Raw genomic sequence first — 21,340 nt, forward strand, 5'->3', positions numbered from 1 at the left:
GGAAAATCACACGGGGTGAACAGGGCAGGTAAAAGCGCCGTGTAGTTTTTTTGGAAGAAAAAATAAAAACAAATACTCAAAAATTCAAATCTAAAGATGGGGAAACCTACAGGCTTTTTAGAATTTAACAGGGAAACACCGGAAAGAAAGCCGGTGGAGGAAAGATTAAAGGATTATCGCGAGTTTGTTGGCTTGTTACCGGAACAAAAATTGAACCAGCAGGCGGCAAGGTGTATGGATTGCGGCGTGCCTTTTTGTCAAAGCGGATGCCCGCTGGGAAATGTCATACCCGAGTTTAATGACGCCATATATCGTAAGGATTATCTGGAGGCCTATAAAATTTTGACGTCAACGAACAATTTCCCCGAATTCACGGGGCGCATTTGTCCCGCTCCCTGTGAGAGCGCCTGTGTGCTGGGGATCAATCAGCCACCGGTGACAATCGAAGAGATTGAAAAACACATCATCGAAATAGCTTTTGAAAAAGGTTTTGTCGAAAGGAAAGCGCCCAATATACGCACCGGCAAGAAAGTTGCCGTTATAGGCAGCGGCCCGGCAGGCATGGCAGCCGCTGTACAACTGAATTATGCGGGTCACCTGGTAACGGTATTTGAAAGGGATGAACAGCCCGGTGGGTTGCTGAGGTACGGCATCCCGGATTTCAAACTGGAGAAATGGGTGGTTGAGAGACGAATAGACGTGATGAAAGACGAAGGTATTATTTTTAAATGCCACGCTAATGTGGGTGTTAATGTAAATATTCATGATATCCTCCGGCAATTTGATGCCGTGGTTTTAACAGGGGGCAGTACAACGCCACGGAACCTTCCGATTCCTGGGCGTGACCTGAATGGGGTGCATTACGCCATGGACTTTTTAAAACAGAATAATAAACGGGTAGCCGGCCTGGATTTTCTCGCTCATAAGGATATTGAAAGTAATATACTTGACGAAGAGCTGCTGGCAACCGGTAAAAATGTTGTGGTGATCGGAGGTGGTGACACCGGCAGCGACTGCGTAGGCACCAGCAACCGTCATGGCGCGGCATCGGTCACCCAGTTTGAATTGATGCCTATTCCACCAAAAGAAAGAACTGATTTGATGCCCTGGCCTACCTATCCGATGTTATTGAAAACAACTTCCAGTCATGAAGAGGGGGCTAAACGTCATTGGAGCATTGCGACCAAAGAATTTGTAGGCGATGAAAATGGCAACCTGAAAGCGTTGAAGATCGTGGATCTTGCGTGGACTCCCGCCAAGCCTGGGCAACCAGCCAGGTTCACCGAAGTGGCAGGCAGCGAAAAAGAAATTCCCTGTGAGCTGGCATTGTTAGCGATGGGATTTTTGCATCCCCAACATGAAGGAATGCTAGAGCAATTAGGCATAGAATTCGATGGTCGGGGAAATGTACTGGCGTCCGAGACTGATTACCGGACGGCCATCAAGAAAGTATTTGCTGCCGGAGATATGCGCCGCGGGCAGAGTCTGGTTGTTTGGGCGATCAGTGAGGGGAGGGAATGCGCAAGGCAGGTTGATGAATACCTGATGGGAAGTTCTCTTTTGGAAAAGAAAGAAGCATCCATCATGATGTCCTTCAAATAATTTAATTACCGGAGGTTTGCAAAATTCTCCGGATAGTTACAATATTCAAGGCGGAGTTTCGAAATGGTTGTTCTGTCTGCAGATCTTAAATGATCAAGAGTGCATCGCCATAGCTAAAGAAGCGGTATTTATCTTTGATGGCTTTTTTATAGGCTTCCATCGCCAGTTCGTAACCTGCAAAAGCACAGGTCATGATCATCAGGCTGGTCTTGGGTAAATGAAAATTGGTCACCAGCGAATCCGCAATATTAAACTCGTACGGTGGATGAATGAAAATGTTCGTCCAGCCCTCTGCAGGTTTTAAATACTGCTGGGCAGTAAAAGAGGATTCCATGGCCCGCATGGTGGTTGTTCCGATTGAACAGATCCGGTTATTATTCTCTTTGGCACGGTTTACAATTTTGCAGGCATTTTCATCTATCCGGAAATATTCGGCGTCCATCTTGTGTTTGCTCAGGTCTTCCACTTCTATCGGGCGGAAAGTTCCGAGACCGGTATGGAGGGTGATTTCTGCAAAGCGAATCCCCTTAATCTCCAGTCTTTTTATCAGTTCGCGGCTGAAATGAAGGCCAGCAGTCGGAGCTGCTACGGCTCCTTCGAACTTCGCATAAACCGTCTGGTAACGCTCCTTGTCTTCTTCGTCGGGCTTGCGCTTAATATATTTTGGAAGAGGCGTTTCGCCGAGTGCTTCCAGCCTGGTTCTGAATTCTTCTTCAGGACCGTCCCATAAAAAACGGATTGTCCTGCCGCGGCTGGTTGTGTTGTCGATAACTTCGGCTACCAGCTCTTCATTTTCACCAAAATATAATTTATTGCCCACCCGTATTTTCCTGGCGGGGTCAACGATCACGTCCCAGAGTTTATTGGGTTTATTAAGTTCCCGGAGCAGGAATACTTCTATTTTGGCGCCGGTCTTCTCTTTCCTGCCGTACATGCGGGCAGGGAACACTTTGGTGTTATTGACTACAAACACATCCTTGTCATCGAAATACTCGAGGATATCCCGGAAATGTTTATTCTCCATTTGCCCGGTATGACGGTGAACCACCATCATGCGGGAATCTTCACGCTTTTTAGCAGGTGTTTGAGCTATTAGGTTAAGCGGCAGATCAAATTGAAATTGTGAGAGCTTCATTCAGAAACAGATTTAATTGTCAGTTACAATCAAAACAAGTGAAGCGGGGATGTAGCATTGAAAATCTATGGGTATAGCACTTTCAGCCTGTCGGTCCCCGGTCTTACGGCACCGGTTTTCGATTTTGGGTGCAAAAGTACTACAATTTTGGGGAGTAACCAAATTTAAATTATTGTATGATGCTGGTATCATTTTGATTAGAGGGAAAAAGTTTTTGAAATTCAGATTGATATATCGTTCGTCGCACAGGCAGGTTCAGGTCTTGGGGATCGCGGCAATCAGTTTTTTCGTATAGTCTCTAACCGGTTTCTCGTAAATCTGGTCTGCCGGTCCGGACTCTTCAATCTCCCCTTTATTCATCACCAGGATCCGGTCGCTGAAATAGCGGACTACAGAAAGGTCATGGCTGATGAACACAATAGTGAAGCCAAACTCCTTTTTCAGGTCATTCAGCAGGTTCAGTACCTGGGCCTGCACGCTCACGTCAAGCGCCGAGACCGACTCATCACAGATGATAAACGATGGTTGCAAAGCGAGGGCCCTGGCGATAACGATACGTTGTCTTTGTCCGCCACTGAATTCGTGCGGATACCGGTGGTAATGCCCTGCTTCCAATCCCACTTTCTCCAGCAGTTCAATGACCCGCTGCCTCCGCTCCCCGGCACCCGTTATTAGTTGGTGGACTTTTAGCGGCTCTTCAATAGCGTACCCGATCTTTTTTCGTGGGTTCAGCGATGAGTAGGGATCCTGGAACACGATCTGGAGTTGCTTTCTGAGAGCCCGGAGTTCGTTGGAAGTGTACAGATCCAGATCTGTCTGTCTGAAATAGATCTTCCCTTCGGTTACTGGTATCAGTTTTAGCAAGGCCCTCCCCAAGGTAGTCTTTCCGCAGCCGCTTTCGCCGACTATACCCAGCGTCTCGTTTCGAAAGACGTCAAAACTGACTTTGTTCACCGCTTTCGTGTAAGTAAGGGTCTTGCCCAGCCAATTTTTCTTATTGGGAAAGGTTACTGAAAGATTTTTCACCCGAATCAATGGTTCGGTATCTGCGGTTTCCGTTTCAGGTCCGGATGTTGGGGTCGAAAGTTTCATCTTTTTACCAGAACCATTCAGGAAATCGGATACTACCGGCAATCTATCGCCTCTTCTGTGATTTGCGGGGCGACAAGCAAGCAAGGCGCGCGTATATGGGTGTACCGGCGACCGAAAGAGCTCTGATACTACGCCTGATTCTACTATACCGCCCTGAAACATGACCAGGGCACGATCCGCAATTTCTGCTACCACGCCAAGATCGTGGGTGATGAAGATAACACCCATCCCTGTTTCACGCTGCAGGGTTTTTATTAGTTGCAGAATATTTTTCTGAACAGTCACATCCAGTGCGGTGGTTGGCTCATCGCAGATCAGAATACGAGGCCGGCAGCACATGGCCATGGCGATCATAACCCGTTGTTTTTGCCCGCCGCTTAATTGATGGGGAAACCGGCTGCAGACACCTACGGGATCCGGGAGGTCCACCCGCTCAAACCAATAGATGGTTTCTTTCAGGGCTTCTTCTTTTGAGATTTTCTTGTGCGCCCGCAACACCTCCATAACCTGTTCGCCGCAAGTATATACCGGATTCAGCGAGGTCATGGGTTCCTGAAAGACCATTGAAATGCTATGACCCCTGATGGTCCGCAGCGAGTCCCGATCCAATGTAAGTAAGTCTACCGGTGCCTTTCCCGGGTCTGAAAAAATGATCTGGCCCGATTCCATTTGAGCGGGCGGCGAGGGTAGTAACCGGAGGATAGAGAGTGCCGTCACTGATTTTCCCGAACCCGATTCGCCTACGAGCGCTACAATTTCTCCCGTGTTCACTTCAAAAGAAACATTTTTCACCGCGCGGTGAATTCCATCCCCGGACTGAAAATTCACTGAGAGGTTACTAATTGAGAGGACCGGCTGTGGCATTATTGAATAACTTGAATATATAGCTTTTTGCCAGGAGTGGGATAATAGGCCTTGCAAACAACGCAATTATCCGGGCTGATGGGCTGAATGAGTTTGAAATAAAAAGTGTCTCCTTCTTTCAGTTCGCGGGGCAGGTCGCATGAATTGGATACACCAAAAGCGTTGCGATAGGTTTTCCGGGTAACCGGATCTGTCCAGCTCGCCTCTACGAGGTTGGGATCAATATCGCCTTCCAGCACCGAAAAAGTGTAGTTAGCACAAATAGCTTTTATTTCGAACCTAGCCTTATACGTATTTCCTTCTGCAACAGGTACCTGTGACCGGGAGCACCCGGCCAGAAAAAGGATGACCAACAATAGCAGGGGAAAGATCGACATGCATTTTTTCATAACCTAACCATTTTACAACAAAGATGTCAGATTTAGAATACAAGATGTCTGACTGTCTGTTTGTTTTCAATAAGTTGTTTCAGCGATTCGATGCCAATATGTAAATGATTTTCTACATATTTCTCAGTCACAACCTTGTCGCTCTCCGCTGTTTTCACTCCTTCGGGAATCATGGGCTGATCGCTTACCAGCAGGAGGGCGCCCGTTGGCATTTTATTGTAGAAGCCCACGGCGAAGATAGTGGCTGTCTCCATATCCACCGCGTAGGCCCGGATTTTCTGGAGGTAAGATTTAAATGCCGTGTCATGCTCCCAAACCCTCCGGTTTGTGGTATATACCGTGCCGGTCCAGTAATCCGTATGTGCCTCACGAATGGCTGTGCTCACTGCTTTCTGCAAAGCAAAAGCAGGGAGTGCAGGAACCTCAGGCGGGAAATAATCGTTGGACGTACCTTCTCCACGTATAGCCGCGATGGGCAGGATAAGATCCCCTACCTTATTTCTTTTTTTTAATCCGCCGCATTTACCCAGGAACAAAACGGCCTTGGGTGAGATGGCCACCAGCAAATCCATAATCGTTGCGGCTGTGGGACTTCCCATGCCAAAATTGATAATCGAAATATTCCCCGCGGTAGCGCATTGCATGGGTTTATCTTCACCAACAACAGGCACATCATGCCAATGGGCAAATAACCTCACGTAATGGTCAAAATTCGTCAGCAGGATATATTTCCCGAAATTGTCCAGGCTCTCACCCGTATAACGGGGCAGCCAGTTCTTAACTATTTCTTCTCTGGTCTTCATATCTTTCAGTCAATCCGTTTATTTGTCCGCCCGCGTGCCGCAAAAATCGATCGCGAGTTAAATATTTCACTAGTCATTCAACGATAATAACAACTTCCCAATTGTCTTTAGGAGACAGACCTATACACCCGGCTGCAAAACCTGATTTCAGCCGGCGGAAAATCCGGCTTCCACAGCATCGCCGTTCACTATTGCTAAATTAACCATTATTTTTGAGCTGGTGATTGAAATACAGTATCCTGAACCTTTGTTTAATGTGCAGCAGCGCGAAGGACAGCTTTATATCCTGGACCCGCTCCGGAAAAAATGGCTGCTTTTGCGGGATGAGGAATGGGTGAGGCAGAATTTTCTGCAGTACCTGATTCAGGTGATGCTTTATCCTAAACCCCTGATTGCACAGGAAAAGGTGGTCATGTTGGGCAGCCTTAAAAAGCGATTTGATATTCTCGTATTCGATCGAACACATCATCCCTGGATGCTGGTGGAATGCAAGGCCCGGGAGGTAACCATCAGTGAACAGACTATCGACCAGATATTACGTTATCATATTCCGTTACCAGCGAAATACCTGGTCGTAACCAATGGTGATACGACATTCGGATGGGAAAAAGTCGACAACAAATTTTTGGAAATTGGTAAACTACCTGAATTTATCACTCACCTGTAATTCCCTGATGCCGGTCGTGTAAACGTAAAATCCTTCCCCGCTCTTCACTCCCAATCTCCCGGAATTCACCATATTGACCAGCAGGGGGCTGGGCGCATACCTGGGGTTACCAAATCCGCGTTGTAAAACCTGTAGAATAGATAAGCAGACATCCAGCCCTATAAAATCGGCCAATTGAAGCGGACCCATCGGATGACCCATACCGGTTTTCATAATCGTATCGATGGCTTCCACGCCAGCGACTCCTTCGTGAAGCGCACAGACCCCCTCATTGATCATCGGCATTAAAATCCGGTTAGCGACGAATCCCGGGTAATCATTAGCCAGCGCCGGGATCTTTCCGAGTTTTTTAGCCAGTTCCATGATCGTTCCGGTGACGTAAGGGTCTGTTGAAAACCCGTTAATGACCTCTACCAGCTTCATGACCGGCACGGGGTTCATAAAATGCATCCCAATCACCTGTTTTGGCCTGGCGGTTGCAGCGGCAATGAGCGTTATGGAAATCGAAGAGGTATTCGTGGCCAGGATGCAATCCTGAGGTGCAGCCTGATCCAATTGCTTAAATATTTTCAATTTTTGCGTTTCCTCCTCAATGGCTGCTTCCACCACGAGGTGCGCATCGGAGACTGATCTTTCGAGGTCGGTGGTGGTAGTAATGTTTCCGGCTGCTGCCAATTTTTGGTCTTGTGACAATATTCCTTTGCTCACCTGGCGGTCCATGTTACGGTCGATGACCTGCATCGCCTTTTCGAGCTGCTGTGGTGAGAGGTCCATCAGCGATACCATGAAGCCTTGCTGGGCAAAAACATGCGCGATCCCATTCCCCATGGTTCCGGCGCCAATCACGGATACGTTTTTTATCATGGAACAAATGTATTAAAACGGGGTATATTTATACTGGTAATTAACTTTGCAGTGAATAATCATCTATGCGAAAGAGTGTTTCAAACATCCTGTTTCTTCTGATTCTCCTGGTAGCGGTAGTTTACCTGTACCGCAGTTTTGTGCGACCCGGGAAAAAGGGTATCGCGCCGCAAACTGAAAGTCGCGCCAACCAGGTTCGCGGTAACGAAGTGGCCGACTCAGCGCCCGGAGACATTGAAGCGCTGACACGGGAAGCCGTGGTTGTGCCCTATGTAAAGCAGCACAACAGGTTGCCCTACTATTATGTGAGCAAACGGGAAGCCCGGCAAAAAGGCTGGATCGCCTCGGCCGGAAATTTGTGTGATGTATTGCCTGGTCATGCAATTGGAGGTGATGTATTTACCAACCGCGAAAGAAGCCTGCCCTCCGGACCGGGAAGGAAATGGTTTGAGGCCGATATTAATTTCAGGTGTGGCAGGAGAACCACTGACCGGCTGATATACTCCAATGACAGCCTGGTTTACGTGACCTACGACCATTATAAAACCTTTCAGCAAAGATAAAACTTGCGGGAAGTTATCCGACAGACTGATCATCAATCAAGGAATTCCATGAAAATATCAATCTTTGACTTCGACCTGATCGCTTCAATGGACGATTTTTACGAGCAGAGTGCCGAAGAATGGAAACTTCCGCCGGAATTTGGCAGGAACCTGGATGCGCTGTGGGATGTTGTCACCGGTGACCTGGAAATGCCCGTCGATATTCAATTCCGAAATCTGTCACCTGGCAAGCTGAAAACTTTTGAACAACTGATCAGACTTTTCAAGGATGCTGAAGCAGAGATGGATGGGGATCTCCACTTTTCCATTTTCCTCAAAATGAGATAATACAGGATTGGGGAACTATCCCGGTTTGCTTCAAATACTCCCGGCGATTTAATTGTTTTTGAAATCACCCCGCTTCCAGGCTTGAATGAATTCGCCCCAGGCCGCGGGATTAAAAATATTCATCGGGGGGATCTGGCCCTGATATCTGGCACGTTGGTACATTTTATTAAACTGCAGATTAGCCGCTTCACCGCCATCACCGGGCGTGGTACGGAGCAGTCGTTTCCTGGTTTCGGGGCTGTTATTTTTCCGGATGATCTCCATTTCGTCATCGGCGACACGGGTATTCACAAAATCACGGGCAAATTGTTCCCGCGTAGGTCTGGGTTTGATGATGGCCACGGGCAGGTAGGCTGTATCCCTCACCATCAACTGCACGATGCTGTATTGGCTCCCTTCCAGGTTTCGCGGAACCTGGGTGATCTTGGGTTTGTAACTAACGTGGGAAAATTCGATGCGGTCTCCTTTCAACACGGCTATGGAAAATACGCCATCTTTGTTTGTGATGGTACCCCGGTGAGTGCCTTTGATAACTACGCTTACATTGGGAATTCCATCCAGGCTGTCTGCCGTCATCACAATACCGAAAAGCTGGACCACCGAGTCGCGCGCCTTTTCAAATTGCGCGCTTGCCCCCAACGGTAATAAGGAAAATAGGATGATAGTACACGATAGAATTTTCTTCACGGCGCCAAAATTAAGTACTCAATCCAAATTAAGACAACAAAAACGGCCGGGGGATGTTTAACTTTGTAATTCGACATTGAATTTAACATAAGCTTAGATAATGACAAAAGAAAGAGTATTAGAGGCACTGAGTACTGTTCAGGAACCCGATTTAGGCAAGGATATCGTGACCTTGAATATGGTTAAGGATTTGGCGATAGAAAAATATTACGTTTCTTTCAATATTGAATTAACTACACCCGCTTGTCCGTTAAAGGACAAAATGAAAAATGATTGTATCCGGGCGATCAAAGAAATGGTGAACCCCGATGCTGTGGTAAAGGTAGGCTTTAACAGCAATACCACAACCAGCCGGCAACCAAGGGAGGCAGTGCTGCCTGGGGTGAAAAACATTATTGCTGTGTTCAGCGGAAAAGGCGGGGTTGGAAAAAGTACGGTTGCCGCGAATCTGGCCCTGGCGCTCTCCCAGAGCGGAGCCAGCGTCGGGTTGATGGATGCCGATATTTACGGGCCCAGTGTGCCGATCATGTTTGGTGTAAGGGGTGAAAGGCCGATGATGCGTGAGACCAACGGAAAGCCGCTAATTGTTCCGCTTGAACGATTCGGCATTAAGCTCCTGAGTATCGGTCTGCTGGTTGATGAAAACAAAGCCGTGGTATGGCGGGGACCGATGGCCAGCAGTGCCATCAGGCAGTTTATTTCCGATGTTGACTGGGGTGATCTGGATTACCTGATCGTTGATATGCCCCCGGGAACCGGCGATATTCATCTGACGATGGTGCAGACTGTCCGGGTTACGGGTGCAGTCATCGTAACCACGCCCCAGGATGTAGCTTTGGCTGACGCCAAAAAGGGTATTGCGATGTTTGGCCAGGCACAACTGAACACGCCAATTATTGGACTGGTCGAAAATATGAGCTATTTCACACCAGCCGAACTGCCGGAAAACAAGTATTATATTTTTGGCAGGGAAGGAGGGCGCAGGCTCGCTGACGAGTATGAAATACCGTTCCTCGGGGAAATTCCTTTGGTTCAGGGTATCCGGGAGGGAGGCGATATAGGGGTGCCCGTTATGATGGGAGATGACCAGGTTACCCGCGATGCATTCCTCAAATTTGCGGGCGAAGTGGCCAGGTTCGTTTCAGTTAATAATGCACGGAACTAACCGTAGCCTTTTTTCTGCGAGCTATTTATATGGGTGAAGTGCCGCATTCATCACAATCCCAGCACGTCTTTCATCGTAAATAGCCCTTTTTTATCCCTGATATAAGCCGCACCCAATAAAGCGCCGGCGGCGAAACCCTTGCGGCTGTGCGCGGTGTGGGTGATCGTGATATCATCGATTTCGGACTTGTAGTAGATACTGTGCGTGCCTGGGGCCGGATCGATCCGTTTACTTTCGATAAGCAGTTCGTCGTCAGCGGGTTTAACGTCATTCACCCATTTCTTCTTTTCGGTATAAACTTCCATGACCTGTTCTGCGAGTGTGATGGCGGTGCCGCTGGGCGCGTCGAGTTTTGCAGTATGATGAATTTCTTCCAGGCTGACTTTATAATCAGGATAGGGATGCATCAGTACCGCGAGTTTCCGGTTTAATTCAAAGAAAAGGTTGACCCCAATACTGAAGTTGCTGGCATACAACAGTGTGCCCTGATTCTCATTGCAGATCTTTTGGGCTTCATCTAACCGGTCAAGCCAGCCCGTTGACCCGCTCACTACCGGAATACCAAACTGAAGCAATTTTATAATATTATCAAAAGCTGTATGAGGCCCGGTAAATTCTATGGCCACATCAGCCCGTGCTACATTTTCCGCTGTGAATTCCTCCCGATTGGTGACATCAATCTTTAAAACGACCTTGTGCCCTTGCTGAAGGGCAATTTCTTCAATGGCTTTACCCATTTTCCCATATCCAATTAGCGCTATGTTCATTCGTATTTATTTTCTAATTTATTTTAATCCTACGACCAGGCTTAATCCGTTCGTATTTGCCAGGCTGCTATGGCCTGGCTTCACACGCAGACTCAGGTTGGGCGAGATGTCAAAACCGCTCAGATGCGCGTCCACCGATGCCTCCACTACATTCAACGCCCAGGCAATCAGGAAGTAAAGCCCCGCGTAATCCACTTCACGCCTGGTTTTATCACGGGCAAACTGCAGGGCTTCTACCCGATCCAGGACGGGCTGCAACTGTTTATATACTTTTGAAAAGTTTGCCGAATCCTTGTTGTAAGCTACCGTATAGGCAAAGCGGTAACGGTGGTACCACTGCAGATTATACAGGAAGTACCAGCCCGTGGTGCCCATTACAGCATAAACCACGGGTATTTTCCAATATTTATGGTTATAGGCCTGACCGAGGCCCGGCAATATCGCAGAGCGTATTGCGGCGCCCCGGGGAGTCCGTTCTTTGTGTCTTTTTTGTGGCAGGCTATCCGCTGCCGGTGAAGTTGGGTGAAGCAAAGCTCCGGGTACAGTGGTATCTTTCAGAACCAGGGAATCTTTTACCTGGGCTGTCAATGTAATTTGGCTGAACACGCATAACAGGAAAAAAATCAGATAATTATTCCTCGGGAATACCATAGCGCAAATAAAAAGCTTATTAGTCTACTGTCACGTTAAAGTTCTGCAACAGTTTATTCAGTTCTTCCAGTGAATAATAATCAAAAGAAATCTGACCGTTACCCTTCGGGCTGTGTTTGAGTTTTACTCTTGTGTCGAACCTGGAGGCCAGTTTGTCTTCAATTCGCTGAAAAGCGGCAGGAAGTCCCCTTTTTTGGGATTGTTGCTGTCCACCCGGTTGCTTGTAGGTGCTTCTGACAAGCGCTTCAGTCTGGCGTACTGAGAGGTCTTTTTCCCGGATCTCTTTAAAAATGAACAACTGCCGTTCCACCGTGTCTACGTTAATGAGCGCGCGGGCGTGACCCATGCTGATGGTTCCCGAACGCACAGCCAGTTGGATATCAGGTGGTAATTTGAGCAGTCGGATGAAATTAGCAACCGTGCTCCGGTCCTTTCCCATTCTTTCGGCTACTTTTTCCTGCGTGTATTCGAGTTCGTCCATCATCCGCTTATAACTGAGCGCTACTTCCATTGCATTCAGGTTCTCGCGTTGCAGGTTTTCCAGCAATGCAAGTTCCAGCAACTGGCTGTCATTGGCGGTGCGGATATAGGCAGGGATATCGGTCAGTCCAGCTTTCCTGGCAGCGCGCAGCCGCCTTTCTCCCGAAATCAGCCGGAACTTTCCATCGGGTTTTTTAGTAACGGTAACAGGTTGAATAATATCATGAAGCCTTACAGACTGAGCCAGCTCGTCTAAAGCCACCTCATCAAAATCACTCCTGGGTTGCCGCGGATTATGTTCGATGTCGTCCAGTGGAATTCTTGTGATATGGGTGACGCTTTCAATAACCGTTTTCTTCAACTCCCCGGTTCCGCTTTTTAATTCAGCGTCTATACTTCCCAGCAGGGAACGGATCCCCTTTCCCAGCGCGTCTTTATTTGGTTTTTGTGTAGCCATAATTTTTTGTTTATTCCGGGCTTTATCCAATCCTGATACGGTGAAACAGACTTTTTTTATATTCATTCAGGAGGTTGACACCGTACCCAAAACCCGCTGATATTCACCAAATGGTGATTTTTTCCGAAGTCCTGCAAATTATTCTATGATCTTTTCGTCATTCCGAATTTTTGTCATATTGTTCTTTTGCAGGATCTCTTTTGCCAGGTTCAGATAATTCAGGGCGCCCTTACTATTGGCATCATACAGCAGGGCCGGTTTTCCAAAACTAGGTGCTTCACTCAGTTTTGAATTCCTGTGTATGATCGTGTCAAAAACTATATCTTCAAAATGGCGGCGCACTTCACTGACTACCTGGTTACAAAGACGAAGTCGGCTGTCATACATGGTCATCAGGATGCCTTCTATCTGCAGTGCCGTATTAAGCCGGCTCTGGACTATTTTAATCGTGTTCAGTAATTTCCCCAGGCCCTCCAGTGCAAAAAATTCACATTGGACCGGAACGGCCACTGAATCGGCAGCAGATAAAGCATTCACCGTGATCAACCCCAGCGAAGGAGAACAGTCTATAATGATAAAATCATATAAGTCCCTGACATCTTCAAAGATGTTCTTCAGAACCATTTCCCGGTTGGGGTAATTGATCATTTCAATTTCAGCGCCCACCAGGTCAATATGAGACGGAATGACATCCAGGTTAGGAATCTCGGTTTTGAGAATCACTTCTTTGGCACGGGTCTGGTTTGTCATGCAATCGTAGAGGCTATGGGTAATATTATGAAGGTCGAAGCCAACCCCGGTCGTGCTGTTTGCCTGAGGATCAGCATCCACCAGCAGCGTTCGGTATTCCAGGACTGCGAAGCTGGCCGCCAGGTTGATGGCCGTGGTGGTTTTGCCAACCCCGCCTTTTTGGTTAGCTACGCCTATAATTTTGCTCATAACATAATTCTTGTTCAGTCTTCTAAACTAAATGATGCCGATTCTGTTTTTAAAGCAAATGTAAAGTATTCTGATTCTAAAAACGGATAAACGCGGAATTCGTTCCGATTCTAAAGAATTAGTAAATTTGTACATTGTATAAGTCCTGAAAATATGCGGCATTTTTCGTTTTGGTGGATCATTCTGGGAGTGATGTTGCTGGTGGACATCTATGTTTTCTTTGCGACCAGGTACTTGTTTAACCAGGAACATTCCAGGGGGCGAATGTTATACACTTTGCTTTACTGGCTGGTGACTGCGGTTGCCATGGTATTGGTTATCCTGTTGCCCTACCTGCAATTTCAACGACAAAATGGTATCATACGCAGCACGCTCTTTGCCCTGGTGTTTGCGCTTTATTTTGGAAAAATTATAGCGGTCTTTTTCTTTTTTACAGATGATCTGCGCAGGATGGGGCAGTGGGTGTTTTTAAAGATATTTCGGGGCAGACCGGTAGTTGCAGGTCCGGCCGGGGTTGAAGGTGACGGCATTTCAAGGTCTGCCTTCCTTACCTGGGTGGGAATGATCGCAGGTGGCAGCCTTTTCACCACCTTCGTGTATGGTCTGAGCAATAAGTACAATTATCAGGTGAGGAGAGTCAGGCTTCATTACCCGAACCTGCCCGCTTCTTTTAAGGGGATCAGGATCGCACATATTTCTGATATTCATAGTGGTAGTTTTACTAATAAGTCAGCAGTAAACAAAGGGATAGATAAGATCCTGCATGAAAAGCCTGATCTGATCCTTTTCACCGGTGATCTGGTCAATAACCGGGCGGATGAGATGGACGACTTTAAGGATATCTTCAGCAGGGTACAGGCGCCAATGGGCGTATTTTCGATCCTTGGGAACCATGATTACGGCGATTATTCTTCCTGGGAGACCCGAGAAGCAAAAAAAGCAAATCTCGAAAAGCTTAAATCCGTACATGGTGAGTTGGGCTGGCGTCTGATGCTGGACGAGCACCTGCCACTGCGCCGCGGAGATGATGAGATTGGTCTGGTTGGCGTTCAGAATATCAGCGGCCGCTCAGGTTTTCACAGTTACGGGAGCTTGTCAAAGGCCATGAACGGCGCAGGTAATTATCCGTTTAGAATCCTGATGAGCCATGATCCGTCACACTGGGATCAGGAAGTTAACACAAAATATAAGGATATAGATCTCACTTTAAGCGGGCATACCCATGGGATGCAATTCGGGGTGGAGATTCCCGGATTCCGCTGGAGTCCGGTGCAGTACGTTTATAAGCGCTGGGCCGGATTGTATGAAGTGGGCCATCAGAAACTTTACGTGAACCGGGGGTTCGGGTTTATCGGCTATCCCGGGCGTGTGGGTATCCTCCCGGAAATAACTTTGATTGAATTAGTTTAACTGATCCTTTTGTTTTCCTACTTTTGGGATTCGCTTTCTGGCCTGGTTTTGGCGAAAGCTACAAAGTAGTCAAATTATTATCCTAAATATTCTGTTATGCGTAAATTAAGATTCATATTGATTTTTGGCTTTATTTTATTGGTTCTCAATGCACAGGCACAGTTCAGTGTAGGTGTGAAAGCGGGTACTAATATCTCCAAAATAACCGGTAAGTCGTTCAACGATGAATTCCGGTACAACTACCTCCTCGGTGCTTTCGCAGAGATCGGATTGGGGGAAGTAATCAGTCTGAACCCTGAACTATTATTCAACCAATCCTCCTCAACACTTGATAGTAGCGGTTTTAAGAGCGTTTACCAAAATATTGGTATCAATAATTCACAAACCCGTGCCAGACTGAATTACCTATCCATACCCTTGCTGGCGAATATCAAACTGGGCGGACCGCTTCAGTTGGAGGTGGGGCCACAATACAGCATCCTGATGAGTTCAGACAAAAAATTCCTGGACAACGCCCACGATGCCTTTAAGGGCGGCGATTTTTCGATGGTCGGGGGTGTAAAACTTAAATTCAGCAAATTCAGGCTGGGTGGCAGGTATGTGATCGGCCTGGATAATATCAGCAACCTGGGTTCGCAGGATAAGTGGAAGAACCAGGCTATTCAGCTCAGCGCCGGACTGGCTCTGTTTTGATCTGCATTTCGCGCAGCAAACGGAGAAAGCTGAAACAACAACATTACTTCATCGTTTGGATTCCGCAGATCATGGCGTGATACGATTTCCAGGGTGGATCGCGCACTGACTGCGGATTTTTGTTATAGATAATCGGCGATATAGCATTCCTTTTAGCGTTATTCCCGCCTTATTAGCATATTTGTTCCTGACAAAAGCCTTATTGAAGGTCAGCTTTTCTGTAATATTGCCGATGGCACCATAATTGCCAAAAGCATATTGCACAAAAATTTTGAGCTGTCCGGCTCAGGCCGTGACAGTTTGTCTTATATTTAGAGAAAGATGAAAATAGATAAGGTGTATTTTGGACCTGAGGATGAAATGGATTTTATACCAATAATTCCGCTTAACGAGAGTGATACCGATGAACTTCCGGATAAGATCCCGGATGAGCTGGCCCTGTTACCCTTGCGAAACACTGTCCTGTTCCCCGGCGTAGTGTTACCCATCACGGTGGGGAGGGATAAAAGCATCCAGGCAGTAAATGATGCCTACAGTGGCGAGAAGCTGATCGGCGTGATCGCCCAGAAAGACAGCAATATAGAAACGCCTCAACCGGGAGATCTTGAGTCAGTAGGTACCATTGCCCGAATTGTCAAGCTGATCAAAATGCCGGACGGCGGAACTACGGTGATCATCCAGGGCCGGAACAAGTTTCAGGTTAATACCATCACGACTTCCGAACCCTATTTCAAAGCAAAGGTGTCCCTGATCGAAGATATACCGGCTCCTTCCGACAATGAATTTGAGGCGCATATTTCTAATATCAAGGATCTGGCTACAAATATCATTCAGCAGTCTCCAAACCTTCCGTCCGAGGCTACGCTGATCCTGAAGAACATTGAGAAACCCTCTTTCCTCATCCATTTCGTAAGCAGCAACCTGAATACAACCATCCAGGATAAACAAAGGCTGCTGGAGTTGAGAGATGTCCGCGAAAGGGCGGTCAGCCTCCTTGCACTTTTGCAGAAGGAATTGCAATTTGTGCAGTTGAAAAACAAGGTAACCGATAAAACCCGCACAGAACTCGACAAACAACAACGCGAATACTTCCTGCAACAGCAGCTCAAAAGTATCCGGGAAGAGCTTGGCGGTGATGGCAATAGCCAGGAGATCAAGGAACTGCAGAAAAAGGCCGAACTCAAGAAATGGCCCGCTTCCGCGAAGCAGGCTTTTGATAAGGGCATCGAAAAGCTGGAAAGAATGCATCCCAGTACGCCGGATTATTCCGTGATTTATAACCATGTCGACTTCATGCTCGAACTCCCCTGGGGTACTTATACGGAGGATCATTATGACCTTCTGGAGGCGCGGAGGACGCTGGATAAAGACCATTATGGGATGGCGAAAATTAAAGAGCGTATCCTGGAATACCTGGCCGTTCTGAAGCTTAAGGGCGATATGAAGAGTCCCATATTGTGTTTCCTGGGTCCCCCCGGTATCGGGAAGACGTCGCTTGGGAAAAGCATTGCGGGGGCTCTGGGTCGAAAGTACATCAGGCTCAGCCTGGGAGGTATTCATGACGAAAGTGAGATCAGGGGACACCGGAAAACCTATATCGGCGCAATGCCAGGGCGTATTTTGCAATCGCTGCGAAAAGCTAATAGCAGCAACCCGGTGATTGTGCTGGATGAAATAGATAAAGTGGGCAACGATTTCAGGGGCGATCCCGCCAGTGCACTGTTGGAAGTATTGGACCCCGAACAGAATAACAATTTTTACGATAACTACCTGGAACTGGAGTATGACCTGAGCAAAGTGATGTTTATCGCAACGGCCAATACCCTCCAGACCATACAACCCGCTCTTCGCGACCGGCTGGAGATCATTGACCTGACCGGTTACGCCATCGAAGAAAAGATTGAAATAGCAAAAAGGCACCTTGTCCCCAAACAAAAGGAGCTGCACGGACTAAAAAAGAATTCGTTCCGGATCAGCGACAAGACATTGCAAAAGTTAATCACCGATTATACCCGCGAAAGCGGTGTCCGCGAACTCGACCGGCAACTTGCGGCAATCATGCGGCATCAGGCCAAACGGCTGGCGATGAACGAAGGTCTGGATCCGTCATTGAGCCCCGATGATCTGGCCGTAGTTCTGGGTAAACCTAAATACAGCAACGACCTTTATAAAACGGTGAATATGGCTGGTGTGGCTGTGGGTCTGGCCTGGACCTACGTTGGAGGCGATATCCTTTTCATTGAAACCATCCTGAGTGACGGCAAAGGTGATCTTAGCCTCACGGGTAACCTGGGCAATGTGATGAAGGAAAGTGCTACGACGGCCCTGTCTTATCTGAAGTCAAATGCATCTAAATACGGGATTGACCCGGTTCTTTTTCAAAAGAAGAATATTCATATTCATGTACCCGAAGGTGCGACGCCAAAGGACGGTCCCAGCGCGGGTATTACGATGATGAGCTCTATCACGTCGGCGCTGACCGGAAGACGAATCAAACCCTACCTGGCTATGACCGGCGAGATAACGCTTCGCGGTCGGGTTCTGCCTGTCGGAGGTATTAAAGAAAAAATTCTGGCAGCCAGAAGAGCAGGATTGAAAGAGATCATTCTCTGTAAGCAGAACGACAAAGATGTTGCTGAAGTGGAGCCTGCTTTCATCAAAGGCCTGAATTTTCATTATGTAGAAAAGATGGAAGAAGTGCTGAAAATAGCGCTTGAAGTGGAAGTTAAAGCTTAACGGGAGAACGGGAGAGGAACGCCAAAAAGGTTGCATCTTCTATCGCGGAATTGAATAAGCGATCCTTTTGGCGATTCGCCGGATGCGACCGGACCCTTATAAAGATCGGTTTACCGGCAATAAATCCCCGTCTGCCGGTTGATGCTTCCTCCCAATATTTCCATATTTATACCTTTGGTTCCTTTAACTTCACAGCAGGAAAAGATGGCTGCTTTTCTCAGAAAATATTTGGAGCCGATAATCTGGTTGAGCGCTTTGGTTTGTTTGTTTTTGATGAACGGATCGGAATCTGAATTTTCTCTATGTCCATGGAAGACATTTTTTTCGAGCGATTGCCCCGGCTGTGGCCTGGGACACTCGATTCATTATGCGCTTCACCTCGATTACAGATCGGCCGTGCAGGCCCATATCCTAGGTATCCCGGCCACCTTGATTTTGCTGTACCAGAGCGGTAAGTCTTTCTACATTATTCATAAAAACAGCAACAATGGACCAACAAAGAATTTTAATGATGTTTCCGGATATGGACTCAGAAGAGCTTTACACAATTCAGGCTTTGATGAAGAACATGAACAGTGATCAGGAAAATACATTTCTGGCAATATATAAGGGCCGCCGGAGGGATCGCCAGCTCATGGTCATCCTGTGTATTCTGGGTTACTTTGGAATTGCCGGAATCCACCGGCTCCTCATGGGCGACATTCTCCTGGGTATCCTGTATATTTTCACCGTAGGCCTGTGTTTCATCGGTACTACTGTTGATCTGGTCAATATCAACCAGTTGACAATCCGTTACAATACCGGCCAGGCTAATGAAAGTGCAAAACTGGTCTGGTCAATTAACCAGGGTCATTAAAGCTATGCCTAAGGTTTTGGTCTGTAAAACCCGATAGAAATTCCGGCGTAAAAATTCCGACGGGGGGCTGCATTGAAATATCTTCCACCTGCGGCGTTAATATCATTTCCAAGGCTATAGATTTCATCCAGAAGATTATCAGCCCCTGCGTACAGGTTGAGATTTACTTTCGACAGTGAAAACTTCCGGCCGGTTCTGAAGCCCAGCAGGTGGTAAGCACTGGATGTAGCGGTATTCGCATCGTTCATAAAAATACGACTGGCGCCGAAATAGGATCCGTTTATGTACCAACCTCCGCGAAAAAAAAGATCTCCATTAAGTGAAAATGTTTGTTCAGGTATGCCGGGAACTTGTTTGCCCGAATAGTCCTTGCCGTCCTTTTCAAACTGTTTGTAGAGAAAATGGCTATAGGTATAGCCGGCTTTGAAGTACATATGATCTATCACCAGGTTAGGCGAGATTGGCACATAAAGATAAGAAGACAAAAGCTCAATCCCAGATTGGTTAATTTTTCCCGCATTGGTGAAAAAATCAGCCCCTGCAGCATCTCTCCGTTGTACGAGCGCCTGGTTCATAGTGAACTGAAAGCCCGTAGCCTCAAACAATAACTTCTTTCGCAGGAGGAATTGCCTGGCCGTCAGCTCATAATTGTATCCATGTTCAGCCCGCAATCCGGTTTCAATAATTCCGGTAGATGGCAGTAGCTCCGCAATAGTTGGCGGAGAAAAACCCCGGGAAACAGTAGCCAGTAAGGATAGATCATTTTGGAACTTTTTGAGGATCGAAAATCTCGGCGCCAGTTCGTTATAATAAGAGAAAGTCTGGCTGCGCACAGGATAACTGTTGAGTCTCGTAAACCGGAGCTTGTTATTATTCAGGCTGATACCACCCGTGAAAAGAAGGCTATTACCTGCCGCCCCAAGTGTTGCCTGGGTAAAAATGCTGTAAACGAATGACTCGATATCATCATCGGTTCGGAGACTGTCAGGCGAACCATTCCGGTTTTTCGCGACCTGGGTATTGAAATAGCCCTGTTGAAACTCAAGACCTGCGGTCCAGCGCAGGGAAAGTTTTTCTCTATTTCCCGTTTCGAAATTGAAAACGGACCTTCCTCCAAAATGAGGTTCATTCCTCCTTTCAAAATTCCGGATAGCGCTGTTTTTTACCTGTGCAAAAGCTCCATAGACCGAAGTGCGGTTCTCCAACCATTTTGTGATTTGATTGCGATAGCTCAGGCCCGTCAGAAAGGTTTTCTGAAAGATAGAGGCCCTGGCATCCTTTGCCGATGGAAAGGTCCCGACTGCAGGGCGGGCGGCACGAGGATCCCTTTCAAACTCACTCCTGGTGAGCGCGCCGGGAGTTTGGTAATACATATCCGTGTAAAGAAGCGAAGCCGTCAGTTCCTCCCTATCCGAAAGTTTCATCCGGCCCGTCCAGGAAAAATTGTCCCGCCGCATCTGCGTTTGCTCCCGGTATCCGCTTGAAGTTGTATGCGCAAAACTCAGGGTATGGTCAGAACGCTCACCACCCGTAACCGCCGTTGCCAGCAGGTTTCGGAGGTTATAGCTGCCCGTCAGGTACTCGAGACCAACTCCATGTCGGCGAGCAGTATCGTTGTTCAAGATGATCAATCCCCCGGTCCCCGCGCCATACAGACTTGAAGCGGGACCTTTGAAGACTTCCACACTAGTGAAATTATTGGTCGCCATCTGGTTGAAATAGGTGTTGCCCCCCGGATCGGTGAGTGGAATATCGTTCCAGTAGATTTTTACGTTTCTAACGCCGAAAGGCGACCTGAGGGAGCTCCCACGAATATTGATCCGGTAGCTTCCTGGCGAACGTTCCTCCATCCTGGCGCCGGGAACAGTATTGAAATCCCGTAAAATAGAAACCCTGTTTCCCGGGCCGGTAGGCCTGATCACGCTGACCAGGGCCGTCGTCATTCCACCCTCTTTGTGATCAAAAGCCTTTACCGTAACGCCTTCCAGGGTTTTCACTGTGTCTTCTTCCAATACCTGCGCCGAAATTTTAGTGAAGGGCAATGTTGCGCAGAGCATGAACAAGGAAAGAATCCAGATATCTTTCGAATCAATCATAGAACCCAAATATATTACCTGTCTGGCGAATTTTGTTTTCTGCTCTCATAAAATCGCATCATTTGCTTACTTTGTACCCTTGTTTGAGTATCCATAA

Annotated in this window: 21 protein-coding genes; 10 read left to right on the forward strand and 11 right to left on the reverse strand. The window is 47.4% G+C overall.

Features of this window, described 5'->3' with window-relative positions; all coding sequences use genetic code 11:
- The first annotated feature begins 96 nt into the window (after window positions 1-96).
- Window positions 97-1,602, forward strand: coding sequence for a glutamate synthase subunit beta (locus AC3WS5_RS05240; RefSeq protein ID WP_492466201.1), 1,506 nt, complete (start codon window positions 97-99; stop codon window positions 1,600-1,602).
- An 85-nt stretch (window positions 1,603-1,687) separates the two neighbouring features.
- Here the strand turns inward: AC3WS5_RS05240 and queA are convergent, their stop codons facing one another.
- The 4 genes from queA to AC3WS5_RS05260 form a co-directional block, all read right to left on the reverse strand.
- On the reverse strand, window positions 1,688-2,737 hold the full coding sequence (gene queA, locus AC3WS5_RS05245; protein WP_492466202.1) for a tRNA preQ1(34) S-adenosylmethionine ribosyltransferase-isomerase QueA: 1,050 nt from the start codon (window positions 2,735-2,737) through the stop codon (window positions 1,688-1,690).
- 255 nt (window positions 2,738-2,992) lie between these two features.
- A complete protein-coding gene (locus AC3WS5_RS05250; protein ID WP_492466203.1) occupies window positions 2,993-4,693 on the reverse strand; it encodes an ABC transporter ATP-binding protein in 1,701 nt (566 codons plus the stop codon).
- Window positions 4,693-5,082: a hypothetical protein gene (locus AC3WS5_RS05255; protein ID WP_492466204.1), complete on the reverse strand. Its 390-nt coding sequence runs from the start codon at window positions 5,080-5,082 to the stop codon at window positions 4,693-4,695. The genes AC3WS5_RS05250 and AC3WS5_RS05255 overlap by 1 nt, the downstream gene beginning before the upstream one ends.
- A 32-nt stretch (window positions 5,083-5,114) precedes the next feature.
- Complete coding sequence (locus AC3WS5_RS05260; RefSeq protein ID WP_492466205.1) at window positions 5,115-5,885, reverse strand: AMP nucleosidase; 771 nt, start codon at window positions 5,883-5,885, stop codon at window positions 5,115-5,117.
- 220 nt (window positions 5,886-6,105) lie between these two features.
- Here AC3WS5_RS05260 and AC3WS5_RS05265 point away from each other — a divergent pair, with 220 nt between their 5' ends.
- Window positions 6,106-6,552: a type I restriction enzyme HsdR N-terminal domain-containing protein gene (locus AC3WS5_RS05265; protein WP_492466206.1), complete on the forward strand. Its 447-nt coding sequence runs from the start codon at window positions 6,106-6,108 to the stop codon at window positions 6,550-6,552.
- Here the strand turns inward: AC3WS5_RS05265 and AC3WS5_RS05270 are convergent.
- Window positions 6,526-7,416 (reverse strand): 3-hydroxyacyl-CoA dehydrogenase family protein, encoded by an 891-nt coding sequence (locus tag AC3WS5_RS05270; protein WP_492466207.1) that lies wholly within the window; start codon window positions 7,414-7,416, stop codon window positions 6,526-6,528. The genes AC3WS5_RS05265 and AC3WS5_RS05270 overlap by 27 nt on opposite strands.
- Window positions 7,417-7,481: 65 nt before the next feature.
- On the opposite strand from AC3WS5_RS05270, the gene AC3WS5_RS05275 reads away from it, so the two are divergent.
- Together AC3WS5_RS05275 and AC3WS5_RS05280 are read left to right on the forward strand one after the other, a co-directional pair.
- On the forward strand, window positions 7,482-7,979 hold the full coding sequence (locus tag AC3WS5_RS05275) for a ribonuclease domain-containing protein (RefSeq protein WP_492466208.1): 498 nt from the start codon (window positions 7,482-7,484) through the stop codon (window positions 7,977-7,979).
- A 48-nt stretch (window positions 7,980-8,027) separates the two neighbouring features.
- On the forward strand, window positions 8,028-8,306 hold the full coding sequence (locus AC3WS5_RS05280; protein ID WP_492466209.1) for a barstar family protein: 279 nt from the start codon (window positions 8,028-8,030) through the stop codon (window positions 8,304-8,306).
- Between the two features lie 48 nt (window positions 8,307-8,354).
- On the opposite strand, the gene AC3WS5_RS05285 is transcribed toward AC3WS5_RS05280, so the two are convergent.
- Window positions 8,355-8,993 (reverse strand): carboxypeptidase-like regulatory domain-containing protein, encoded by a 639-nt coding sequence (locus AC3WS5_RS05285; protein ID WP_492466210.1) that lies wholly within the window; start codon window positions 8,991-8,993, stop codon window positions 8,355-8,357.
- Window positions 8,994-9,093: 100 nt separating this feature from the next.
- Here AC3WS5_RS05285 and AC3WS5_RS05290 point away from each other — a divergent pair, with 100 nt between their 5' ends.
- The gene (locus AC3WS5_RS05290) at window positions 9,094-10,158 is read left to right on the forward strand and encodes an Mrp/NBP35 family ATP-binding protein (RefSeq protein ID WP_492466211.1); all 1,065 of its coding nucleotides are present in this window, start codon (window positions 9,094-9,096) and stop codon (window positions 10,156-10,158) included.
- A 50-nt stretch (window positions 10,159-10,208) separates the two neighbouring features.
- On the opposite strand, the gene dapB is transcribed toward AC3WS5_RS05290, so the two are convergent.
- The 4 genes from dapB to AC3WS5_RS05310 all read right to left on the reverse strand — a co-directional run bounded on the left by dapB (window position 10,209) and on the right by AC3WS5_RS05310 (window position 13,452).
- On the reverse strand, window positions 10,209-10,925 hold the full coding sequence (gene dapB / locus AC3WS5_RS05295) for a 4-hydroxy-tetrahydrodipicolinate reductase (protein WP_492466212.1): 717 nt from the start codon (window positions 10,923-10,925) through the stop codon (window positions 10,209-10,211).
- 18 nt (window positions 10,926-10,943) lie between these two features.
- Window positions 10,944-11,576, reverse strand: coding sequence for a DUF5683 domain-containing protein (locus tag AC3WS5_RS05300; RefSeq protein ID WP_492466213.1), 633 nt, complete (start codon window positions 11,574-11,576; stop codon window positions 10,944-10,946).
- Between the two features lie 19 nt (window positions 11,577-11,595).
- Entirely contained in the window at window positions 11,596-12,513 is a 918-nt protein-coding gene (locus tag AC3WS5_RS05305; protein ID WP_492466214.1) for a ParB/RepB/Spo0J family partition protein, read from the reverse strand.
- Window positions 12,514-12,651: 138 nt separating this feature from the next.
- Window positions 12,652-13,452 (reverse strand): ParA family protein, encoded by an 801-nt coding sequence (locus tag AC3WS5_RS05310; protein ID WP_492466215.1) that lies wholly within the window; start codon window positions 13,450-13,452, stop codon window positions 12,652-12,654.
- Window positions 13,453-13,605: 153 nt separating this feature from the next.
- On the opposite strand from AC3WS5_RS05310, the gene AC3WS5_RS05315 reads away from it, so the two are divergent.
- The 5 genes from AC3WS5_RS05315 (at window position 13,606) to AC3WS5_RS05335 (ending at window position 19,147) form a co-directional block, all read left to right on the forward strand.
- Complete coding sequence (locus AC3WS5_RS05315) at window positions 13,606-14,862, forward strand: metallophosphoesterase (protein ID WP_492466216.1); 1,257 nt, start codon at window positions 13,606-13,608, stop codon at window positions 14,860-14,862.
- A 96-nt stretch (window positions 14,863-14,958) separates the two neighbouring features.
- Window positions 14,959-15,555, forward strand: coding sequence for a porin family protein (locus AC3WS5_RS05320; RefSeq protein WP_492466217.1), 597 nt, complete (start codon window positions 14,959-14,961; stop codon window positions 15,553-15,555).
- Between the two features lie 321 nt (window positions 15,556-15,876).
- Entirely contained in the window at window positions 15,877-18,291 is a 2,415-nt protein-coding gene (gene lon / locus AC3WS5_RS05325) for an endopeptidase La (RefSeq protein ID WP_492466218.1), read from the forward strand.
- 273 nt (window positions 18,292-18,564) lie between these two features.
- Window positions 18,565-18,870, forward strand: a complete 306-nt coding sequence (locus AC3WS5_RS05330; RefSeq protein ID WP_492466219.1) for a DUF2752 domain-containing protein — start codon at window positions 18,565-18,567, stop codon at window positions 18,868-18,870.
- Complete coding sequence (locus AC3WS5_RS05335) at window positions 18,779-19,147, forward strand: TM2 domain-containing protein (protein ID WP_492466220.1); 369 nt, start codon at window positions 18,779-18,781, stop codon at window positions 19,145-19,147. The genes AC3WS5_RS05330 and AC3WS5_RS05335 overlap by 92 nt, the downstream gene beginning before the upstream one ends.
- Before the next feature lie 8 nt (window positions 19,148-19,155).
- Here AC3WS5_RS05335 and AC3WS5_RS05340 read toward each other — a convergent pair whose 3' ends face one another.
- A complete protein-coding gene (locus AC3WS5_RS05340) occupies window positions 19,156-21,243 on the reverse strand; it encodes a TonB-dependent receptor family protein (RefSeq protein WP_492466221.1) in 2,088 nt (695 codons plus the stop codon).
- Window positions 21,244-21,340: the final 97 nt, after the last annotated feature.

This window comes from Niabella sp. CPT15-335-S11 (assembly GCF_058792415.1).

Coding starts and splice junctions, on each gene's coding strand:
- AC3WS5_RS05260 (WP_492466205.1), bottom strand. CDS start 5,885: ATGAAGACCAGAGAAGAAATAGTTAAGAACTGGCTGCCCCGTTATACG.
- AC3WS5_RS05305 (WP_492466214.1), bottom strand. CDS start 12,513: ATGGCTACACAAAAACCAAATAAAGACGCGCTGGGAAAGGGGATCCGT.
- AC3WS5_RS05320 (WP_492466217.1), top strand. CDS start 14,959: ATGCGTAAATTAAGATTCATATTGATTTTTGGCTTTATTTTATTGGTT.
- AC3WS5_RS05270 (WP_492466207.1), bottom strand. CDS start 7,416: ATGATAAAAAACGTATCCGTGATTGGCGCCGGAACCATGGGGAATGGG.
- AC3WS5_RS05290 (WP_492466211.1), top strand. CDS start 9,094: ATGACAAAAGAAAGAGTATTAGAGGCACTGAGTACTGTTCAGGAACCC.
- queA (WP_492466202.1), bottom strand. CDS start 2,737: ATGAAGCTCTCACAATTTCAATTTGATCTGCCGCTTAACCTAATAGCT.
- AC3WS5_RS05330 (WP_492466219.1), top strand. CDS start 18,565: ATGAACGGATCGGAATCTGAATTTTCTCTATGTCCATGGAAGACATTT.
- AC3WS5_RS05300 (WP_492466213.1), bottom strand. CDS start 11,576: ATGGTATTCCCGAGGAATAATTATCTGATTTTTTTCCTGTTATGCGTG.
- lon (WP_492466218.1), top strand. CDS start 15,877: ATGAAAATAGATAAGGTGTATTTTGGACCTGAGGATGAAATGGATTTT.
- AC3WS5_RS05250 (WP_492466203.1), bottom strand. CDS start 4,693: ATGCCACAGCCGGTCCTCTCAATTAGTAACCTCTCAGTGAATTTTCAG.
- AC3WS5_RS05340 (WP_492466221.1), bottom strand. CDS start 21,243: ATGATTGATTCGAAAGATATCTGGATTCTTTCCTTGTTCATGCTCTGC.
- dapB (WP_492466212.1), bottom strand. CDS start 10,925: ATGAACATAGCGCTAATTGGATATGGGAAAATGGGTAAAGCCATTGAA.
- AC3WS5_RS05335 (WP_492466220.1), top strand. CDS start 18,779: ATGGACCAACAAAGAATTTTAATGATGTTTCCGGATATGGACTCAGAA.
- AC3WS5_RS05310 (WP_492466215.1), bottom strand. CDS start 13,452: ATGAGCAAAATTATAGGCGTAGCTAACCAAAAAGGCGGGGTTGGCAAA.
- AC3WS5_RS05255 (WP_492466204.1), bottom strand. CDS start 5,082: ATGAAAAAATGCATGTCGATCTTTCCCCTGCTATTGTTGGTCATCCTT.
- AC3WS5_RS05315 (WP_492466216.1), top strand. CDS start 13,606: ATGCGGCATTTTTCGTTTTGGTGGATCATTCTGGGAGTGATGTTGCTG.
- AC3WS5_RS05275 (WP_492466208.1), top strand. CDS start 7,482: ATGCGAAAGAGTGTTTCAAACATCCTGTTTCTTCTGATTCTCCTGGTA.
- AC3WS5_RS05280 (WP_492466209.1), top strand. CDS start 8,028: ATGAAAATATCAATCTTTGACTTCGACCTGATCGCTTCAATGGACGAT.
- AC3WS5_RS05240 (WP_492466201.1), top strand. CDS start 97: ATGGGGAAACCTACAGGCTTTTTAGAATTTAACAGGGAAACACCGGAA.